This is a genomic window from Bradyrhizobium sp. WSM4873 (assembly GCF_055811355.1).
The window spans coordinates 140,969-161,128 of record NZ_JBVVPS010000002.1; the positions used below are offsets into that span (position 1 = coordinate 140,969).

21 protein-coding genes are annotated in these 20,160 nt (G+C 64.4%); 10 read left to right on the plus strand and 11 right to left on the minus strand.

Annotation, left to right across the window (positions count from 1 at the left end):
- Positions 1-4 precede the first annotated feature (4 nt).
- A complete protein-coding gene (locus AC0L21_RS04710) occupies positions 5-1,393 on the plus strand; it encodes a serine hydrolase domain-containing protein (protein WP_473258698.1) in 1,389 nt (462 codons plus the stop codon).
- Here the strand turns inward: AC0L21_RS04710 and AC0L21_RS04715 are convergent.
- Complete coding sequence (locus tag AC0L21_RS04715; protein WP_473258701.1) at positions 1,380-2,942, minus strand: S10 family peptidase; 1,563 nt, start codon at positions 2,940-2,942, stop codon at positions 1,380-1,382. The two genes, AC0L21_RS04710 and AC0L21_RS04715, sit on opposite strands and share 14 nt — an antisense overlap.
- A 253-nt stretch (positions 2,943-3,195) precedes the next feature.
- On the opposite strand from AC0L21_RS04715, the gene AC0L21_RS04720 reads away from it, so the two are divergent.
- From AC0L21_RS04720 to AC0L21_RS04730, 3 genes are all read left to right on the plus strand, one after another.
- Positions 3,196-3,975, plus strand: coding sequence for an NAD kinase (locus tag AC0L21_RS04720; RefSeq protein WP_007602648.1), 780 nt, complete (start codon positions 3,196-3,198; stop codon positions 3,973-3,975).
- An 88-nt stretch (positions 3,976-4,063) separates the two neighbouring features.
- Positions 4,064-4,609: a response regulator gene (locus AC0L21_RS04725; protein WP_007611745.1), complete on the plus strand. Its 546-nt coding sequence runs from the start codon at positions 4,064-4,066 to the stop codon at positions 4,607-4,609.
- A gap of 33 nt (positions 4,610-4,642) precedes the next feature.
- The gene (locus AC0L21_RS04730) at positions 4,643-5,221 is read left to right on the plus strand and encodes an Hpt domain-containing protein (RefSeq protein ID WP_473258703.1); all 579 of its coding nucleotides are present in this window, start codon (positions 4,643-4,645) and stop codon (positions 5,219-5,221) included.
- Positions 5,222-5,360: 139 nt separating this feature from the next.
- On the opposite strand, the gene AC0L21_RS04735 is transcribed toward AC0L21_RS04730, so the two are convergent.
- From AC0L21_RS04735 to folE, 4 genes are all read right to left on the minus strand, one after another.
- Positions 5,361-6,536 (minus strand): DUF2336 domain-containing protein, encoded by a 1,176-nt coding sequence (locus AC0L21_RS04735; RefSeq protein WP_473258705.1) that lies wholly within the window; start codon positions 6,534-6,536, stop codon positions 5,361-5,363.
- A 205-nt stretch (positions 6,537-6,741) separates the two neighbouring features.
- Complete coding sequence (locus AC0L21_RS04740; RefSeq protein WP_473258707.1) at positions 6,742-7,839, minus strand: lytic transglycosylase domain-containing protein; 1,098 nt, start codon at positions 7,837-7,839, stop codon at positions 6,742-6,744.
- 81 nt (positions 7,840-7,920) lie between these two features.
- On the minus strand, positions 7,921-8,343 hold the full coding sequence (gene hisI, locus AC0L21_RS04745; RefSeq protein ID WP_473258709.1) for a phosphoribosyl-AMP cyclohydrolase: 423 nt from the start codon (positions 8,341-8,343) through the stop codon (positions 7,921-7,923).
- Positions 8,344-8,370: 27 nt separating this feature from the next.
- Entirely contained in the window at positions 8,371-9,063 is a 693-nt protein-coding gene (gene folE, locus AC0L21_RS04750) for a GTP cyclohydrolase I FolE (protein ID WP_007602630.1), read from the minus strand.
- Between the two features lie 229 nt (positions 9,064-9,292).
- On the opposite strand from folE, the gene AC0L21_RS04755 reads away from it, so the two are divergent.
- Positions 9,293-9,748: an iron-sulfur cluster assembly scaffold protein gene (locus AC0L21_RS04755; RefSeq protein ID WP_275168367.1), complete on the plus strand. Its 456-nt coding sequence runs from the start codon at positions 9,293-9,295 to the stop codon at positions 9,746-9,748.
- A gap of 59 nt (positions 9,749-9,807) precedes the next feature.
- On the opposite strand, the gene AC0L21_RS04760 is transcribed toward AC0L21_RS04755, so the two are convergent.
- Positions 9,808-10,707, minus strand: coding sequence for a COG3904 family protein (locus AC0L21_RS04760; protein ID WP_473258712.1), 900 nt, complete (start codon positions 10,705-10,707; stop codon positions 9,808-9,810).
- Positions 10,708-10,960: 253 nt separating this feature from the next.
- On the opposite strand from AC0L21_RS04760, the gene yidD reads away from it, so the two are divergent.
- Together yidD and AC0L21_RS04770 are read left to right on the plus strand one after the other, a co-directional pair.
- A complete protein-coding gene (yidD, locus tag AC0L21_RS04765) occupies positions 10,961-11,299 on the plus strand; it encodes a membrane protein insertion efficiency factor YidD (protein ID WP_473258714.1) in 339 nt (112 codons plus the stop codon).
- Between the two features lie 91 nt (positions 11,300-11,390).
- A complete protein-coding gene (locus AC0L21_RS04770) occupies positions 11,391-11,603 on the plus strand; it encodes a hypothetical protein (protein ID WP_473258716.1) in 213 nt (70 codons plus the stop codon).
- A gap of 7 nt (positions 11,604-11,610) precedes the next feature.
- Here AC0L21_RS04770 and AC0L21_RS04775 read toward each other — a convergent pair whose 3' ends face one another.
- From AC0L21_RS04775 to AC0L21_RS04785, 3 genes are read right to left on the minus strand one after another with little or no spacing between them, the layout of a single operon-like run.
- Entirely contained in the window at positions 11,611-12,567 is a 957-nt protein-coding gene (locus AC0L21_RS04775; RefSeq protein WP_473258718.1) for a PDR/VanB family oxidoreductase, read from the minus strand.
- The gene (locus AC0L21_RS04780; protein WP_473258720.1) at positions 12,564-13,085 is read right to left on the minus strand and encodes an MOSC domain-containing protein; all 522 of its coding nucleotides are present in this window, start codon (positions 13,083-13,085) and stop codon (positions 12,564-12,566) included. Before AC0L21_RS04780 ends, AC0L21_RS04775 begins: the two co-directional genes overlap by 4 nt.
- Positions 13,086-13,140: 55 nt before the next feature.
- A complete protein-coding gene (locus tag AC0L21_RS04785; protein ID WP_473258722.1) occupies positions 13,141-14,454 on the minus strand; it encodes an MFS transporter in 1,314 nt (437 codons plus the stop codon).
- A gap of 354 nt (positions 14,455-14,808) precedes the next feature.
- Between AC0L21_RS04785 and AC0L21_RS04790 the strand changes: the two genes are divergently transcribed.
- Complete coding sequence (locus AC0L21_RS04790; RefSeq protein ID WP_473258725.1) at positions 14,809-15,372, plus strand: helix-turn-helix domain-containing protein; 564 nt, start codon at positions 14,809-14,811, stop codon at positions 15,370-15,372.
- Positions 15,373-15,396: 24 nt separating this feature from the next.
- Here the strand turns inward: AC0L21_RS04790 and AC0L21_RS04795 are convergent, their stop codons facing one another.
- Complete coding sequence (locus AC0L21_RS04795) at positions 15,397-16,611, minus strand: hypothetical protein (protein WP_473258727.1); 1,215 nt, start codon at positions 16,609-16,611, stop codon at positions 15,397-15,399.
- 2 nt (positions 16,612-16,613) lie between these two features.
- The gene (locus AC0L21_RS04800) at positions 16,614-17,981 is read right to left on the minus strand and encodes an APC family permease (protein ID WP_473258731.1); all 1,368 of its coding nucleotides are present in this window, start codon (positions 17,979-17,981) and stop codon (positions 16,614-16,616) included.
- A 329-nt stretch (positions 17,982-18,310) separates the two neighbouring features.
- Here AC0L21_RS04800 and AC0L21_RS04805 point away from each other — a divergent pair, with 329 nt between their 5' ends.
- Positions 18,311-19,657 carry an alpha/beta hydrolase gene (locus AC0L21_RS04805; RefSeq protein WP_473258735.1) on the plus strand — a complete coding sequence of 449 codons (1,347 nt, stop codon included), beginning with the start codon at positions 18,311-18,313 and terminating at the stop codon, positions 19,655-19,657.
- A gap of 167 nt (positions 19,658-19,824) precedes the next feature.
- Positions 19,825-20,151: a GrlR family regulatory protein gene (locus tag AC0L21_RS04810; protein ID WP_007611762.1), complete on the plus strand. Its 327-nt coding sequence runs from the start codon at positions 19,825-19,827 to the stop codon at positions 20,149-20,151.
- The last annotated feature ends 9 nt before the right edge of the window (positions 20,152-20,160 follow it).

Consider the following 20,160-nt stretch of genomic DNA (forward strand, 5'->3'; position numbering starts at 1 on the left):
CGCAATGGACAAGTGGCTGCGATCCGCGATCGACTACATCGGCTCCTGGATCGAATTCCAGCACACCACAATCCAGCAGCCCGGCGTCGTCATCGCATTCGCCCATCGCGGCGAAATCGTCGCCGAGCACGCGTTCGGCCTCGCCAATCTCGACACCGGCGAGAAGCTCACCCCGCGCCACCGCTTCCGCATTGCCTCGCACTCGAAGAGCTTTACCTCGGCCGGCATCATGAAGCTGCGCGAACAGCGCAAGCTGCGGCTCGACGATCCCATTGGCCAATATGTCGCCGGCCTGCATCCGCGCGTCGCGGAAACGACGATTGCGCAAGTGCTCTCGCACAGCGCGGGACTGACGCGCGACGGCGCCGATTCCGGCCAGTTCATCGACAGCCGTCCCTATCTCGAAGCGAGCGAGCTGCTCGCGGAATTGAAGCTGCCGACCGCAATCGAGCCGGGCACACGCTTCAAATATTCCAACCACGGCTTTGGGCTGATCGGTCTCGTCATCGAGGCCGTGACGAAGGAGCCTTACCGCGCCTGGATGAAGCGCGAGATCATCGAGTCTGCGGGCCTGCGCGAGACCGAGCCGGACGCGCCGCTTCCCAAGGGTGCGCCGTTCGCGCGCGGCCACACACGAAGGGTGCCGTACGGAGAGCGTTGCGTCATTCCCGGCGACAATCCCGCGCACGCGATGGCCTCCGCCACGGGCTTCGCCGCCACCGCCGCCGATACGGCGCGCTTCTTCGCGCAGCTCGCGCCCAATGCGAAAAAGAGCCTGCTGTCGGTCGCAAGCCGCCGCGAGATGACGCGACATCATTGGCGCATCCCGCAGAGTTTCGAGGCCTATTACGGCTTGGGTATCGGCGCCGGCAAGCTCGACGGCTGGGACTGGTTTGGCCACGGCGGCCATTTCCAGGGCTATATCTCCCGGACCTGCTCCATCCCCGCCTGCGAGCTCGCGATCAGCATCATCAGCAACTCCATCGACGGCGCGGCGCCGTTCTGGATGGACGGCGCGATGCAGATCCTGCGCGTCTTCCAGTCCCGTGGTGCACCCGACCGGCGCGTGCGCGACTGGACCGGCCGCTGGTGGACGATCTGGGGCGCGACCGATCTGGTACCCGCGGGCAACCGCGTGCTGGTCGCCAATCCGCAGTTCAACAACCCGTTCATGGATGCCGGCGAGATCGAGGTCACCGGCCGCGACACCGGCAAGCTTGCCTGGGCCGCTGGCTACTCGAGCCACGGCGAGCCGGTGCGCCGCGTCCGCGACAAGCGCGGCAAGGTCAGTGACGTCTGGATCGCGGGCGCCAACATCAAGCCTGCGGCCGTCGTGGCGCGCGAGATCGCGCGGAAATACAAGCCGCGCAAGCGCCGGCCTACTCCCGAATGAGAGTCTCGACCTCGCTCCGAAGGGCCTGGCGAGAGCCGTCCCGCGAATAGAACATGTGGCCGCCGGGATAGACCACGAACTTGACCCGCTGTGTTGCGAAGACCGGCAACTGGTCGAGCACGCGCTTCGATCCGAAATAGGGCGTGGCGAGATCGAACAGGCCATGCGCGACCAGCACGCTCAGCTTCCGATCCGTGGCGAGAATCTGGCGCAGCTCGGAGACCGACTGCGGCGGATTGATGCCGCGGCCGAAATCCCAGTGACCCTCGACGGTGCCGTTCAACACCTCGTAGGAGCCATCGGGCCGCCAATTGAGCTTGTGTGTCAGCAGGTCAACCGCGGCACTCGTCAGCGGCGCCTGCAGCGCATCGCCGGAGGGATCACCGAACCGCGAGCTGCTCGAATCCGGATAGGGATCGAAGCCGCGCACCGAGGCATCGTAGCGCCCCGTGACCTTGCCGTTCTTGCGGTCGAGCTCGCGGCGGAATTCGCCGACGTCGAAGCGGCCGGCAAGCCGGCGGCTCACCGCCTGGTCGATGCCAGTGAGCTCGGCGACCTTGTCGGCAAGACGAGTGGTCGCCTCCTTGTCCGCCTCGCCCTTGACGAGGTCGGCCAGGAATTCGCCGCGCGCATAAGCCTCGACGTCGGCGAGATCGGCGCGCTTGACCGGGCCTTTCGCCTCGCGCGTCACCGCGACATAGCTCGGCAGCGTCGCGACATATTGCAGGAGGCTGGTGCCGGTGAATTCGCGGAAGTCCAGGAGCGGCGACACCAGGATCAATCCCCTGACGCCGACGCCGTGCTGGAGCTGCAACTGGCGCACTACCTTCGGCCCGCGAATCCCGCCATAGCTTTCGCCGGCGACGTATTTCGGCGAGGTCAGCCGGTCGTGCTTCTCGAGCCAGCGGCGGATCACCAACGCGATCGAATTGACGTCACCGTCAACGGAGTAGAACGATTTGCGCGCGTCATCACTGCTCGCGACAAAGCGGCTATATCCGGTGCTGACGGGGTCGATGAAGACGAGATCGGTGAAATCGAGCCAGGTCTCCGCGTTAGGCTTCACTTCGGGTGAGGCGGACGGCGACAGCGCTTCGCCATCGAGCGGCAGCCGCCACGGCCCGGCCGCGCCGAACTGGAGCCATGCCGACGACGCACCGGGCCCGCCGTTGAACAGGAACGTCACGGGGCGCGTCGCCCGGTCGGCGCCGTCGAGCTCATAGGATGTATAGGCGATGTCGGCCACCGGCTCGCCCTTGCCGTCGAACACGCGGATCGATCCGGCGGTCGCTGCGAAATTGAGGGTGCGGCCGGGAAGATCGAGCGTCTGCTTCGTAGTCGAATCCGACGGAAGACGGTGCGGCTCGGCGGCTGACGAAGAATTCTGCGACGCACTTTGTGCGCCGCCGCGACCGGCCTTCTGTCCGGCTGCCGCCGCCTCGGAGCGCGGCTGCGGCGGATCGTCGGCGCGCGCCAATCCTGCGAGCGCGAATGCGGACACTGCCAGCACCAAGGTCGCGCGGCGGAGCGCCGGCATAGTCGTGGCCATGGTCGTTCTCCCTGCCCGGCGACGACACCGGTGCGGACCGCAAGGCTAGCGCGGAATTGCGACGGTTTGGGGGATCATCGCTCTGGTGGTGCCTGAAGAGCCGGGTTGGGCACAAACCGACCCGGTTTCGTCCTCAAACCGGAATGGGCAGTTGCCGGTCTGCTGTGAAGGCGGTCATCCTCGACAATCCCGGTCGAGATCGTTAGACGAGCCCGGCGGAACTTTCTCCAGCCAGCGGCCCTGCCCGGAAGCCATGACCAAGCCAGCGCGATACGACCGGATCGCCTTCGTTGCCAGCCCGAGCAGCGAGGCGCAAGCCGCCTTCGGCCAGCTCACCAGGGACTTCGGCAATTGCGATCCGAAGGACGCCGACATCGTGGTCGCACTCGGCGGCGACGGGCTCATGCTCCAGACGCTGCATCAGCACATGCATACGGGCAAGCCGATCTACGGCATGCACCGCGGCACCGTCGGCTTCCTGATGAACGAGTACTCGACCGTCGATCTTCGAGCCCGCCTCGAGGCGGCGCAGGAATCCGAAATCCACCCCCTCCTGATGCGCGCGACCGACGCCAACGACCGTGTTCACCTGCATCACGCCATCAACGAGGTCGCCCTGTTCCGGCAGACCTACCAGGCCGCGCGCCTGCGAATCCTGATCGACGAGCGCGAGCGCATGTCCGAGCTGATCGCCGACGGCATCATGGTGGCAACGCCGGCCGGCTCGACCGCCTACAATCTGTCCGCCCAGGGACCAATCCTGCCGATCAACGCCGCGCTCCTCGCGCTGACGCCGATCAGCGCCTTCCGCCCGCGACGCTGGCGCGGCGCGCTGCTGCCGAACACGGCTTATGTCGTGATCGAGGTGCTTGAGGGCGACAAGCGCCCCGTGGCGGCAGTCGCCGACCACGACGAGGTGCGCGACGTCCGCCGCGTCGAGGTGCTGTCCGACAGGACCATCTCGATGCGCATGCTGTTCGACCCCGGTCACAGCCTGGAAGAGCGTATTCTGCGCGAGCAGTTCGGCTCCTGAGCCGCCTCGCCGGACTGCCGATCGCAACCCTTCATTAACCCCCGGCGAGATATGGTTAACGAAAGTTGACCGCTCCGGCCCGGGCTCCATGTTCCGCATCGATTTCAACAAGCTGCGTTTCCTTGTCTGCGACGACAATCCGCACATGCGCCGCATCCTGCGGACGCTGCTGCATTCCTTTGGCGCACGTGAAGTCTACGAGGCCGAGGACGGCGCCACGGCGCTGGAAATGTACAGCCATTACGTGCCCGACATCGTCATCACCGACTGGGCGATGCCGATCTTCGACGGGCTCGAGCTGGCGCAGATGATCCGGCAGCCGGAATCCAAGGGCAATCCTTACGCGCCGATCATCATGCTGACCGGCCATTCCGAGAAGCGCCGCGTCACGGTGGCGCGCGATGCCGGCGTCACCGAATTCCTGGCCAAGCCGATCTCGGCCAAAGGACTCTACCAGCGCATCCTCAACGTGGTCGCCAGTCCTCGCCCCTTCATCAAGACCAAGACCTATTTCGGCCCGGACCGGCGCCGCAACATCAACTCCGCCTATATGGGCCCCGAGCGCCGCGTCGGCGAAAAGCACGAGGTGCTGCAGCAGCCCTCGCTGCTCGACAAGGCTCGCTCTTCCATCTAGCGCGCAACGTCTCTCACGATCGAGGCCGATATCATGGCGAAGAACAGCGCAAGAGACATCGAGATCACGGCCTTCGCCACGCATCAAGTTATCACGCAGCCCAACCCGCTGCGGTCGGTCCTGCGCCGCGTCGAAGACAAGGACATGGACGATCCGATCGGCCGCGCCGAACAGGCGCTCGCAGGCCTCGCCGGCGAGTTCAAGGACTGGATGGCAACCGAGATCAACCGGCTGTCTGCGGCCTACGTCGCCATCCGGCACGACGGCTTCACCAAGGACAGGCGCGACGAGTTGTTTCGCGCCGCGCACGACATCAAGGGCGATGCCGCGACTTTCGGCTATCCGGCGGCGGCGGGCGTAGCCGAGAGCCTGTGCCGCGTCATCGAGCACGCGCCCGATCTCGAAAAGGTGCCGGCCGAGCTGTTCACGCACCACATCAATGCCATCCTCGCCATCGTGCACGAGAACACCAAGCTCGACAGCATCAGCGTCTCCGCCGAGCTCAGCCGGCGCCTGCGCAAGGTCGCCGACGACTATCTCGCCGACACCAACCGCGATCGCCCCGAGCATCTCGAGGTGATCCTGGCGCCGAGCATCGCGCCGGCGGGGTAGCCATAGGCGTCGTTCCGGCGAAGGCCGGAACCCATACCCACCAGCGGAAATTGTTGCAAAAGGCGTCGGCCATCTCGCTTCGCTTGCGAGACCTCGCGGTATGGGCCCCGGCCTTCGCCGGGGCGACATAAGCGACAATTCAGGCCGCAATCAGACCGTCGTAGACCCGATCAACCGCCTCCTCCGCAACCAGCTCGTCGCAGAACAGCCTTGCCTCTTCGCGGGCGGATTCGGTGGCGAAGCGGCGCAGCAGGACCATCAGCGGCTCGGTCGCGCCACGGTCGGTCTCGCAATGGGTGAGCACACGCTCGACCATGCGGCGGCGCAGCCGCACCGCATTGTCGTCGCTGTCGACGAAGCCTTGCTCGTGGCAGGCATCGAGCGCGACCTGGAAGGCCGCAAACGTCGCCTCGGGAAGTCCGGCGCGGCGGAGCAGCGCGTGCAGGCTGTTGCCGCCGCGATCGTGCAGCAGCGCGGACACGCGCGCCAGCGGCAGCTCGGCGAGCTCAGCCAGCGCCGCATCGAACAGATCGAGATTGCTCGACAGCAGCGCGCGCAGAATGAGACCCGCGGTGAGCTGGCCGGTGATGCACAGGTGCCGAACAAGACCTTCCATGTCTTCGCCCCGCGAGCGCGCCGCGATGTTCATGGTGGAGCGGTCGCGGGCCTCGATCGCGATCCGCTCGGCGCGGTCGGAAGTCAGCCAGTTCCGGGCCACGACGAATTGAGCCAGCGTCTCCGAGAGTTTTGCCACAAGCGCAGCGCGCGTGGCCGACGGCAGATCCTCGAGCACCAGCATCGCCTCGCGGATCGCGGCGAGATGGCCGTGACGCTCGACGATGCGATCCCAGGAGAACGGCGCAAGCTCGGCATGAGAATTTTCGATCAGCTCGAGCGCTGCCGCCGCGCAGCCGACTTCGGCAATGGCGGCGCAGACCGACACCGGCAGCGCGATGCGGCGTGCGACGGCGCACTGCACCTCGTCGTTGCCGGTGGCGACGATGTCGACGAGATCGGCGTCGATCAGCAGCGGAGAATGTTCGAGCACCGGCAACGCGACGGTCGGCTGGTCCGCCGACAGCGCCCGCACGATCGACGCCGGCGCCTCGGTGCTGCGCGCAAACGCCTCGGCCATCGCCTGCCGCACCAGCGGCGAGGGATCGTCCAGCAGCATCAAAAGCGCGCCTTCAGCGGCAATACGGTCGTCAGGAGAAAGGTCTGAGATCAGCCAGGCCCGGGCCAGCGCCCGCGTCGCCTCGGCCCGCTCGCCAGCGGGCGCCGTCCTGATCCAATTGATGAACTGCCGAACAATCATGGTGCTTCCGGCTTACGCAACGAAGACGAAGCGGTGACGGCTTGTCACCTGCAACACAAAATAAACCACGACGCTTAACAAAGCGTTCACCATAACTGGCTGGTTTTATTGACGTTTTGTTAAGGGAACAAAGGCGACCCGTTCACGCACTGGGCCCTGCGCGCAGCGTTCACGCTGCGACGTGTCCGAGACACCGGCGCGCGAATTAGCTTGAGAACGTGCCGCTGCGATCGCTGAAGAGATCAAGAGGCTGGGGCGGCCGGACGTCGGGCGTCGCCGATGCGGCCGAAGTCGCGGGTGCGATCGAGGTCGCGGGTGCGACCGAAGTGAGCGAGGCATTGTTGCCCCACAATTTCTGCACGGTCGTCGAGACCGGCTGGGTGGTGTCGCCGGGCTGATAGATCGAGCGAAACACCGGCGTGCTCGGTGCATTGTCCGCCACCGTCATTGGCGTTGTCGCGCTGACCGGCGTCACCGTGCGTGTATTCGGAAAGGACTGGAGATACGCGGCATTGTCGATCAGCGGCGCGGCAGGCTGTACCCCGTTGGCGCTCGCGACCTGCGTGGTCGAGGGCGTGCCGCCATACATCGCCATCGCGCTGCGGGTGGTTTTCGAATTTGCCGCACCGGCGTAGCGCGCATCCAGCACGGAATAGACCTCGGAGACGCTGCGCGCGCGGCCGTCCCTGGCGTAGAAGATCGAGCGATTGGCGGACGCCGCGTTGGGAAACAACCGCGCGCCGACCGCTTGCGGATTGTCCTCGGCATTGGCGATCAGTTTCGCGGCGCCGCCGACGCCCATGAAATGCGCCATGTAGAGTTCGCTGTCGGACGGCCTGCGGCCGAGCAGGCCGGTGAGCTTGAAGCTGTTCGACTGCGTCAGCGCCGCCGCCATGCTGGAGGCGGCCTCCGGATCGTCGCGCAGCTTCATGATCGACCGCTTCATCGCGGGATCATCGACGGTGTAGGTGCCCGACGACGTCCTGGTGATGGCGTCGGAATAATTGCCATAGCCGAGCTGGGTGCCCGCTTCCTTGACCGTGCCGAGCCAGGTCTGCTCGATGAACTGATAGAGCCCGTGCGCGGATGACGTAGTCGCCCCCGCCGTGGGATCGAAATCCGATTCCATCTTGGCGGTGGTCAGCATGTATTGGAAGCTGACGCCACCGACGTTAGAGGCCTGCTTGATCGCACCGGCGACGCGTGCCCGCGACGGATCGAGAACCGCCGTCTGAGAGGCACTGGAATTGTCGACCGACATAATGAAGTGCCCGGCCCGTGCGGCGTTGAGCGGCGCCGGCAATTCGGCGCCCTGTCGTCTCACCGTGGGACAGGTATGGTTAATGCGGGGTTAATCCAGGCCAGCACCCGCAGGACCGAAGGACTATTTCTTGTACACCGCGTCCGGATCGAACAGCCTGTCCGCATCGACAAAGACAAGCCTGGCGCCGCCGTCTTCGGCCTCGACCTTGCGGTAGAAGCAGGACCGACGGCCGGTGTGACACGCCGCGCCGATCTGCTCGACACGGAGCCAGACCGCATCCTGATCGCAATCGGTGCGGATCTCGACGACGCGCTGGGTCTGACCCGAGGTCTCACCTTTTCGCCACAAGGCATTGCGCGAGCGGCTGAAGTACCAGGCCTCGCCGGTCGCGATGGTCTTGCGCAGCGCCTCGTCATTCATGTGCGCGACCATCAGCACGACGCCGGTGGCAAATTCGGTCGCGACGACCGTCACGAGCCCGGCCGCGTCGAACCTGGGCAGGAAGGCGAGACCTTCCTCGATTTCATGGGAGTGAGCGGACACAACGCCCTCGCCGGTCTATTCGCGAGGTCAGCGCTGCAGGCCTCGCACCAGGGACAGAAAACGAGCCTGCTCCGCCGGATTGTCGCGGAACATGCCGGTGAAGCGGCTGGTGAAGGTGGAAGCGCCATGCTTGGCGACGCCGCGCACCGACATGCAGGTATGCTCGGCCTCGATCAGCACGGCAACGCCGCGCGGCTTGAGGATCTCGTCGATCGCCGCCGCGATCTGCGCGGTCATATGCTCCTGGGTCTGGAGCCGGCGGGCGAAGATGTCGGTGAGGCGCGCAAGCTTCGAGAGGCCGACCACGCGTTCCACCGGCGTGTAGGCGATGTGCGCCTTGCCATAGAACGGCATCATGTGATGCTCGCATTGCGAGGTGAACTCGATGTCTCGCACAAGGACGAAATCATCATAGCCGGCGGTCTCGCCGAAGGTGCGATCGAGCACCTCGGCCGGGCACTGGTGGTAGCCCTGATAGAGTTCGTCGAAAGCCTCGACCACGCGGCGCGGCGTGTCGAGCAAGCCCTCGCGGTTGGTATTCTCGCCGATATAGGCGAGCAGCGTCTTCACCGCCTGCTCGGCCTCGGCGCGCGCCGGGCGCGGCTGGTCGGCGCGGACGGCGGCGGCGAGGAATTCGGAAGGATCAAGCTCCGCCGGACGGCTCTCGGGCTGCCGGTCGGAGGGCTTGTTGGGGCGGATGGATTTGATTGTAGCGTCCATGTCTACTCCGTTCGACGGCCTTGCGGCCGGAGTGTCACCGGCAGACGGGGCGGCGAGCCGCCGGACGCCTGAGAGAACAGTTTCGGCGAAAAGGTCTTCAAATTAACGCCGGCAGCACGGTTCTGGATCACACCACTGCCGCAGCGCTGGACTGTTTTTCCGCCAGTTCCGACCCTATATAGGGCCGTGGACGGCGCACGCCAAGGCCGATCCTGCTGGACTCCATCACATGCTGAACGACATTTATAACAAGCGGATCATCGAACTGGCCGGGAATATTCCGCGGCTCGGACGGTTGTCGGATCCCGATGCCACCGCCACCGCCCACTCCAAGCTGTGCGGCTCGACCGTCAAGATCGACCTCAAAATGGAGGGCGACAAGGTCACCGACTTCGCCCACGACGTGAAGGCTTGCGCGCTGGGACAGGCTTCTTCATCCATCATGGCGAGTCAGATCGTCGGATCGACTGCGAGCGAACTCCGTGAGTTACGCGAAACTGTTCGCAAGATGCTGAAGGAGAACGGCGCGCCTCCCGAAGGCAAATGGGAAGAGATCAAGTTCCTCGAGCCGGTCCGCGACTACAAGGCGCGCCACGCCTCGACGCTCCTGACCTTCGATGCCGTGGTCGATGCCATTGGCCAGATCGAGGCGAAGGCGAAGCAGCCGGCTGCGGCGCAAGGCTGATTGCGGAGGCCGATCCCGGGCTCGTCGCTGGGCCCGGAAATAAGATCAGAGATTTGAGGCTATTTTTGCGACGCCGCAACCGGCGTGGCCACGCCGCCCGTCGGCACCAAGGCTTCCGCCGTCTTGGTCGACTTGGCAGGCTGCTCCGGTTCCGCACCGAATCTCGCCTGGGTCTTCGGTGCAAGCTCCGCCATTGCCGGCGCGGAGATGTCGACATGCGGCAGCACGTCGGCCACGAGATCCGTCGTGACGAGATTGGTGAGCTTGAGCTCGCCTGCATCGAGCTCGTGCAGATCTTCCCAGGGCGGGACGCTGAGCGCGAGCGATAGCAGATCGCCGGCACCGCCCATGTCGAACGTGTATTTGGCGAGCCGGCCAATGTCGCGCTCCACGATCATCAAATCCTGCGCGCTGTAGCTCGCGGCCTTGGCATCGTCGGCGCGATCGCCCATCCAGATCTGGTGGACCCGCACATGGGCCGCTTCCGGCACGTAGCGCTTCTTGCCGGCAAGCAGCAGGAACACGCACATGGATTCGCAATAGGCCTGAGGCGCGACCGCCGGACGAACCGACTGCCCGCCGCGGTTCTGAATGCTGATACCGACCGTGGTTAAGAGTCCGAGATTGCGGAAGCGCCGGCCGAGCGTGATCGCGTCGTTGACGGAACCACCGCTGGAATCGAGCACCACGGTGGCGCCGCCGAGCTGGCGTCCGCGGGAAAACTCTTCGAAGTCTTTGGGCGTATCGGCGGTGATGATGCCGACCGCACTGACCCACCCGCGGCAATTCGGCTCGCAGGCGACCCAGACGAACTTCATTGGCAGCTTGCGCTCTTCGAGGGCAACACCGGCCCGAGCCGACGACCCGAGCGTCGCGACGGCGCCAGCCAGCACGACTCCACAAGCAGCGGTTCCCACCAGCAACCAGCCGCGAAGTTTGAGCGCCTTCAGAAGTTTCAAACTGGTCCCTTCCCCAAGTCCCAAGCTTTAGCCCAAGCCTTACGGCGAGCCGACTCAGCCAAGCCCCGTTCTGACGTTCCAATGAGTCTCACATGAACGTCACAAAAATGGTATCCGGGGGAATACAGCTCGTCCATAGGCACTTGCTGCACTGCTCCCAAAAAGCACGCAAAATATGACGTACAAACAACAGCTTATAGTTCCCTGCGCCGGAACCGCGCAGAACCTCGCCCACGATCTCGGCAAAGCGCCCATGAAGCAATCAGCCTGCGAGCACTGTTCCAATCCCGTCGCGGGCGCACTCCGGCTTCCGCGCAGATTCGGCCGCGCGCTGATCTGGCTCTATCGCCACACGCTCTCGCCGCTGGTTGGCTACAATTGCCGGCACCTGCCGACCTGCTCCGCCTATGGCGACGAGGCGATTGAAAGATTCGGGCTGTGGGCCGGCGGCTGGATGACGCTGGCGCGCCTGCTCCGTTGCAACCCTTTCGGCACCTCGGGCATCGACAACGTGCCCCTCACCGCGCCGCAAGCTTCGCGCTGGTATCTGCCCTGGCGATACGCCCGCTGGCGCGGTGTCAACGCATCCTGAGCACGACGCGGCGCCTCACGCGTCGCTACCTTGAGTGGAACCGAAACTCTCTTCTCGCATTGATGTGATGCTCCCGCGGGAGGAAACAACAATGCGCTGGAAAATCAGCCCTCATTTTCACTTCAGGTCTGGACCGGATTCGCGGGGTGGTTCGCGAGGCCACGATCCCAGAACGCTCGACATGCTCGCCATTATCGTCCTCCTGACGCTCGCGGTCGGCTCCGGCTGGTATCTGGCGACGAGCACTGCCACGCCGCCCAGTACGACGGCGTTCATCGTGCCGAGCCAGAGCGTGCACTGGTAGGCTGGACTTAGAGGTCCAGCACCAGCCGGTCGGCGTCCGATCCGGCGACACAGATCATGAGAAAGCGTTCGCGCTCATACGGCGACAGGACGCGATCGCGGTGCACGGGCTTGCCCTCGATCCAGCCGACCTTGCAGGCGCCGCAAATGCCGCCGCAGCAGGACGTCGATATATCGATGCCTTCTTCCTGCAAGGCGGCCAGCATGGTCTGGCCGGCGCGAACCTGGATTTCCGTCCCCGTACGCGCCAGCGACAGCGTGAAGGGCTTTGCGTCAGGGTCGATCACCGGTGGCGGCGCGACGAAACGCTCGATGTGAACATTGGCTGCGGGCCAGGCTGCGGTCAGGCGCTCGAACTCGTCGGTCATGCCTTCCGGCCCGCAGCAGGCGACCATCGTCTGCACCCCGACCTCTCCGACCAGCGACGCCAGATCCGGACGCCCGGCCGAGGAGGTGCGGTGCACGACGACACGCCCCGCTTCGATCAGCGGCGCGAGGCGGGCGGCAAGCGGCACCTCCTCGCGCACGATTAGGTGCAGCACAAAGTCTGCATTGCCAATCTGCAGGAGGTGACGTGCCATCGACAGGAACGGCGTCACGCCGATGCCGCCCGCGACGAACACATGGCGCGCAATGTCCGCAGCCGGCCCCAGCCCGCCGCGCGGCAGTGACACGCCGATGATGTCACCTACGCCAACCTGGTCGTGAAGCGCGCGCGAACCGCCGCGCCCGTCGGCCTCGCATTTGACCGCGATGACGTAACGCGAGTTGTCGGCTGGCTCATTGCACAGCGAATAGGTCCGCACGAGACCGTTCGGCAGATGCAGGTCGATGTGGGCGCCAGGCTTGAACGACGGCAGGTCCCAACGGTCGGGATCGGCCAGCGTGAACACCTTGATCCCCGCACCGGCCTCTTCGATGCCGGCGACAACCGTCTTGATCGTCGTTATGGGTCGTGCGCTCATGCCATGTTCCGCACGGTGTCGCCGACCCTGACGATGCCGCCTTGCAATATCCTGCAGTTGAGGCCCGAGCGGTTGATGAGCGGATCGAAGATCGCCTTGCCGGTGATCTCCTCGATATGCCGGCATGGAATCGATAGCCGGGTTGCTTCCAGCAAGGTCTCACCTAACCAGAAGCGGCGGCCGACCAGGTGGTTCAACGGCACGCCCTCGACCGTCACGTTGCGGCGATGCTCCTCGGGACCGAGTTCGATTCCCGCGTCGCGCTTGAGCGCGATCAAGGTTTCGAGCTCGAACAGGGTGACCTGCCGGCCCTCTTCGGGCTTGTGCGAATAAAATCCTTCCTCGCGCCCGATCATGTAGCGGTCGCCCTCTATCCCTTTGCCGGCGACGAGAACGAGTTGCTCCATCGCGCGCATTGGCAGGAACGCGCGCGGGGCGAGATGGAGGAAGCGGACCACGCCAGTCCAGCCAAGACGTGCTGTGCTATCGGCCGAGCCGGCGTCTATCTCATCGAGCATGACAAAATCCTTGTGAGAAGCGATGGCGCGCCGCCAGCAGCGGCGCGCCGCGGGATCAGGTCAGTTCCTTGTTCGCCGTTTCCGGCGCGAACGTGGTCGCGGTCGCCGTGATGGCGGCGCAGCCAATCAGCAGCAGCGAAACCGGCCAGGTGGCGCCGCCACTCCAGGCCATCAGAGCCGCCGCAATCAGCGGCGTCAATCCGCCACTGATCGCCGCCCCGACCTGAAACCCGAGCGAGGCGCCGCTATAGCGCAGCCGCGCAGAAAACAGCTCGGAGTACCAGGGCGCGCCGATGCCGAACATCACCATCTGCCCGAAAGTAATCGCGACCACGATGGTGCAGATGACGATGGTGGGGTCGCGCGTGTTGAGCAGCCAGAACAGCGGAAAGGCAAACAGCGCCGAAAACAGACAGCTTGCATAGAACATCTTTTTGCGGCCGATGATATCGGACAGCCAGCCGAACAGCGGAATGGCGAGCAGCGCGACCAGCGATGCCGCGAAAGCGCCGTTCAACACCACCGTACGAGATAAGCCAAGATTCGCCGTGGCGTAGGACATCACGAACACGCCGCCGATGCTGGCATAGGCGATCTCCGAGATCTTCAGCCCGACCGCGGTAAAGAAAGGCCGGCGGTGATGTCTGAAGATCTCGACCAGCGGCAGACTTGCGACCTCCTTTTTGGCCTGGACCTGACGGAAGGCCACGGTCTCTTCCATATTGAGGCGGATGTAGAGACCGACGCCGACCAAGAGGATCGAGATCAGGAACGGAATGCGCCAGCCATAGGACATGAACTCACTTTCCGGCAGGCTCGCCACCAGCGCAAACATGCCGATCGCGGCGAGATTGCCGATGGGATTGCCGACCTGCACCATGCTGCCGAGCAGGCCGCGGCGGTGCGTCGGGCAATTCTCCACCACCATCAGCACCGCACCACCCCATTCGCCGCCGAGGCCAATGCCCTGGAGGAATCGCAGGCCGATCAAGAGCAGCGGCGCGGCAATCCCGATCTGCTGATAGGTCGGAAGCAGGCCGATCAGGAAGGTGCCGATGCCCATCACCATGATCGTGATCGCGAGCATCGCCTTGCGGCCCACCCGGTCGCCGTAGTGACCGAAGATCGCGGCGCCAAGCGGTCGCGCCAGAAAGCCGACCGCATAAGTACCGAAGGCCGCGATGGTGGCGAGCGCGGGATCGCCGGCAGCGAAGAAGACCTTGTTGAAGACCAGCGCAGTCGCCGTGCCGTAGATGAGGAAGTCGTACCATTCGACCGCGGTGCCGATCACGCTCGACCACACGATCCGCCGCAAGCTCGCCGCCTCGTCCGGCGCTACGTTCAGGGTTACGTCGTCTGCTACGGTCATCGATGTCTCCAAAAAGTACCGGCGCCAGGGAAAGCAGTTGGTTCTGTCCGCGGAGCCCATCGGCAGCCCGGACGGTAAAAATCGATCATGTTTACTGGTGGAAATCAACGGCGCGGAACGCGGCAAATGCCGTATGGAGCGGCAAAACACGCTAAATGCACTTATTTTGAGCTGATTCACGCCATGTTCCAGAGTTTCTGCTTACAATATCCGCGCCCTTGCTCTAAATTTCTGCGCATTAGTTTTCTTTTGGAAAACATCCTCACGGGGCCGAAGGGACAGCACGCCCCGCCGGACTGGCAGTCGAGCGGCATCTGTTGCAAAAGAGACGTCAGCAATTCGGGAGACTCATGCGTGCTTGACGTCAGCAAAGCGGCAGCTGTCGGGGCCAACATTCGCCAGGCGCGGATCGCCAAGGGCCTGACGCTGGACCAGCTTGCCAAGCAGAGTGATCTCACGCGCGGCTATATCTCGCTGGTCGAGCGCAACCTGAAGATCCCTTCGCTCGCCGCCCTGCTACGGATGGCAGCCGCGCTCGAGCTCAACGTCGCGACCTTCTTCGACCCGAACGCCGAGCCCGCGCCGCGCTACACGCTGTTCCGCCGTGAGGGCGGCAACGCGCCGCTGTTTCAGGACACTTTTGGCGTGGTGCCACTGGCAACCGGCCGCACCCGCAAGATGATGGAGCCGTTCCTCCTGAGCCCACCGCACAAATCGGCGACGCGCGCCTCACATGCGGGCGAGGAGTTGCTGTTTGTCATCAACGGCAAGATCGCGATCAAGCTCGACGGCGAAGAACTCGTCCTCGGCAGGGGCGATTGCCTGTATTTTTCGGGCGAGACACCGCACGAGGTCAGGAGCCTCGGCCGGCAGAAGGCGGAGGTCCTGGTCGTCGTCGCCCAGAGCTCCGCGGCGTAACGCCGGGCCTACCTAGCACCACGCTTAACGGGACCAGAAAAAGCGCCCGGGTGGCGGCGGGACCGGCTCGGGCGGACGTGGCCGCTTCGGACGCGGCGGTTTCGGCGACGGCTCGGCGGACGAGGTGGTCTCCGCGCCCGGCGCCGTCTCGCTTCCTGGCACCTTCACCGCCAGCAGCAAGTTCGATTCGTGCATCCGCCACCGGTAGCCGACGCCGAAATCGATCGGCTGGGCGCGCGTGAATAGCGCGGCGTAGCGTTCCTGGTAGCGGCCGGGAAATTCGCTGATGGGTCCGAGATAGCGGCCGAACGGGAAGAACCGCCATTGCCGCGAATTGTAGCTCGAAAGCGGAATGCCGGAATCGTCCTGGACGATGGTCGCGCTGTTGGCGAGCAACCAGTCGCGCGCCACGGTGAAATTGCCGGAGTGCAGCAGATAGGACGCGCTCTTGATCAGGCTGTTGCCGGGGCCGAGCGTCTCGCAGAACTTCAGGAACCCTGCTGCGCGTGCACCCGAATTGGAGAGATCGGTCGAGAAATAATACAGCGTGCGCGCCTCGCCGTCGGGGCCTGCAAAGGTGATACGGGCGCCGCGCGTCGCGTTCGGTCCGGGATTGTCGTTGCCGACATGCACGCCGCCCTTGTCGTCGAGGGCGACCATCTCGACATTGCGGATCGTCTTGCCGGAGCGGACGAGGAAGACATAGAGGATCGGCAAGGTGCCGTTGACCTGGTTGGTGTGCAGGTCGACCTTCATCTGCTTGGTGATGAAGAAGGAAAAACTCAAGATCGAGCCAAGCGAGCGCTCAACATTGTAGAGCGCGGCGCCGACAGAACCGCGCGGCAATCGCGTCAGGTCAGCCACCGCACCGACCGGCTCCAGCGCGCCGAGCACGTAAGTGCTGGCCTTGGGATAGAAGGCGTTGGCGTAGAGAAAATCGGGGCCGCTGAACAAATAAAACATGGTCGGCCTGGGCGCCGCCAGATTGACGTCGGCCCAGTTGCGGATCTTCGAGAGCTGGCGCTCCTCGAGCTGGGCGAAGGCGCCGTCGAAGAATCTCGCGTGGCGTTGCCAGCGCGGGTCCTTTGTGAGCGGCACCAGCGGCGAATCCGCGGAAGGCTGCATGCCCGCGAGGAAGCGCGCGGTATCATCGAAGGTTGCCTCGGCGGCACGTGCGGACGAGACGGCCGCAGCCAGCAAGGTGAGAGCGACGGCCGCAATTCTCATGGGTCGAAACATGTCTATTCGCAATGTGATGAGATGCCAGCGGCGACCGGCCGCCTGCGGAAAACAGCATAAATCAACAGGCCCGAGACCATGACGAGCATCCCCGACAGCGATTGCACGGGCCGCTCGATCAACAAATAGTACATCATGAAGGCGGTCACGAGCAGGAAAACGAGCGGCGTGAACGGGTATCCCCAGGCGCGATAGGGCCGGGGCAAATCGGGATCCGTGATGCGCAGCTTGATGACGCCGGCGACCGTGAAGAACGAGCAGAACAGCAGCGCAAACTGGATGAAGTCGAGCACGGCCTCGAAGCTGCGCGTGAACAGCAGCAGATTGGCGACGGCGAGCTGAAACAGGATGGCATACGCCGGCGCGCCGCGCACCGATCTCTGCGAAAACACGCGCAACGCCGGAATGTCCTCCCCCATCGTCATCATCACGCGCGGGCCGATCCACATCATCGCGCTGATCGAGGAGATCAGGCCGAAACAGATCATCGCGCCGACGATCCGGCCGCCGAAATTGCCGAAAATCGCGCTGCCGGCGACGCTGGCGACGTCGAGCTGACCCGCGAGCGCGCCGACCGGCGTCGAATGGAGAAACACTGCATTCAGCGCGACGTACAACACGAGCACGATCAGCGTGCCCGCGAGCAGCGCACGCGGCAGGTCCCGCTGCGGCATGTTCATCTCGCCGATGATGTAGGTGGCGGCATTCCAGCCCGAGAACGAATACATCACGAAGACGAGCCCGATCGCGAAAGGCGCGCTGACAATGTGCGCGAGATCGCCCGCCTGCGGCGTGAAGGCGATCGGCTGCGGCACGCCGACGATGAAGCCTGCAACCAGGAAAGCAACGATCAGCACGACTTTCAAAATGGTCGAGATCAATTGGAAGGTCGAGGAGTGCCTGACCCCGGTCAGTTGCACGACCGAGACCAGCCACACCACGGCGATGGCAAGCGGGATCGGCGGCACACCGGGCACGACCGATTTGGCGTATTCGCCGAAGGCCATCGCGGCGAGCGCGACAGGTGCTGCAAAACCAACCGTCGCCGACACCCAGCCGGCGAGAAAGCCGAAGGCGGGATGATAGGCACGGCCGAGGAAATTGTATTCGCCGCTCGAGCGCGGAAACATGGCGCCGAGCTCGCTGTAGGAGAACACCCCGCACAGCGCGACGATGCCGCCGACGGTCCACAGCAGGAGGATCGAGAAGCCCGATGGGATGTCCTTGACCTGGAAGCCGAGGCTGGTGAAGACGCCGACCCCGATCATGTCGGCCACGACGATGGCGGTCGCAACCAAAACGGAGACCCCCGACCCGCTTCCGGTCAGCCGGCCGGTCCAGGGTGCAGTACCCGCATCTGATGCCGTCATCGCCGTCCTCAACCTCAGGCGTCACGCCTCGTGGGAAGCATCGTGCAGCTCGGTCCAGTCAATTCAAGCAGGGTTAACAAGGGTTAAATGAGGCGGGGTCACTTCGGTACTCTAGCACCATTAATCCACGATCAGGGCAATAAAGCTTCGTAAACACCGGGACATCCCGCTCCCGTCCCCCACAATCACGACACGATTGCGTGGTCCTTTTGAGCGTTCCGGATGTAGGGAAGTTTCTCCGGACACTTAACGTCGCCTAAACGCCCATCGGCTCAATTGCCTTAATGATTGCCGATGGACTTGTGGTCATGACTTGGGGTCATGGGTGAATGGTCGGGGCCGTTCCGAAACCGAGAGCTGACATCCGCGCCGACCGGACCACGTCCGGCGCACGCGGTCGTGCGCTTCGGATCGCTCTGATCTCAGCCTTGGTGCCGTTGTCGCTGACCCTGGTTCAATGCGGCAAGGCGCCCAATCCGGCAGCTCTCGCGGCGAACTCGCAGGCCAACGTCCAAGGCAACGCCCAAGCCAACGTTCAGATCGTTGCCAAGACAAACCAGCAGGTCGCGAGCAACGACACGTTCGAGGATCGCTTCCCGGCCCCTCAGTTCAAGGAGCGCTTTCCATCCGCGAGCGAGGGTTTTCTGCAACGGCAGATGTCGGACTTCTCACCCAAGCGCGCCGTGCAGCAGCAGCAGCCGGAGCAGGCGCCTTACAAGGTCGCTTCGCTCGCGCCGCAGGCCCCCTACCAGCGTCCGCCGCGCGAGGACCTGACGACGCTCGTCAGCATGAAGTCGTCAGCTTTCCCCTATTTCGGCAACAACCCTGCCTCCGACGCGCCATTCCTCAACATCTCCAAGGGCGACCGCCGCGGCCACCGCAGCTATTCCGGGCGCGTGTTCTGGCAGGACGAGACTTACAACGATAACCGCGTCTTGATGCACGTGCCCGAACATTTCGACGTGCGGAAGCCAGGCGTGATCGTGGTGTTCTTCCACGGCAATGGCGCGACGCTGGAGCGCGACGTGCGCGACCGCCAGCTGGTGCCGCAACAGATCACGGATTCCGGCGCCAATGCCATCCTGCTCGCACCGCAGATGGCGGTCGATGCCGCCGATTCCAGCGCAGGAAAATTCTGGCAGGCCGGCGGCCTCAAACGCTTCATCGACGAGTCGGCGAGCCATCTCGCCCGCCTCACCGGCGATCCCAACAGCGCCCGCGCCTTCGCCAACATGCCGATCGTGATCGTCGGCTACAGCGGCGGCTTCCTGCCGACGGCCTGGAGCCTCGAGGTCGGCGGCATCAGCGATCGTGTCCGCGGCGTCGTGTTGCTCGACGCGGTCTATGGCGAGATGGACAAGTTCGCCTCATGGATCGAGAGCCACCGCTCCGGCTTCTTCGTCAGCTCCTACACCCGCTACACCGCGCGGCGCGACCGCGAACTGATGAGCACGCTGCGGCAGAAGGGCATCACCGTCTCCGAAGACATGGACGGCCCCTTGCGTCCGGGCAGCGTGGTGTTCGTCGAAACCGGAGACGGCATCACCCATCGTGACTATGTGACCCGCGCCTGGACGCGGGACCCGCTCAAGGACGTCCTGGTGAAGATGTCAGCGACGCCATCACTCGCGCTCACGCGCGTGGCCTCCACCAATCCACCCGCATCGAGCCGGTAGCGATATTGCGCCCGTCGGCATTTGGCTGCACGGCCCGCAATTCTTTCGAGCCTTGATCAAAACGTGATGTTGATGGCCGACGGTCCCGGGGCCGACCGGATTGCTTCCACTGGCAACAATCATACTTTGCCGGCCAAGTTGTATTTTGGATTCTGCGGGGACATGCAGTGCGTCAGGGACTCTACAAGGTCGACTTCCACACGGTTCACGGCACCGGTTGCGGCGTCGTCTATGTGACCGAGGGCAAGATGCGCGGCGGCAATTCCGCTTTCGCATTCATCGGCACCTGCACGGGCGAAGGCGACAGCATCAGAGTCAAGATCTCGACCGAGCGCCACAATGACGACCCTTGCTTCAAGGCGTTGTTCGGTCTTGACCGGATCACGCTGACGCTCGCCGGCCGGGAGGATGGCGACACGGCGGAATTCGAAGGCACCGCACTGCAACTGCCGGGCGTTGCCTTCAGGGCCGTGCTGAGCCGGATCAGCGACTAACCGCCCGGC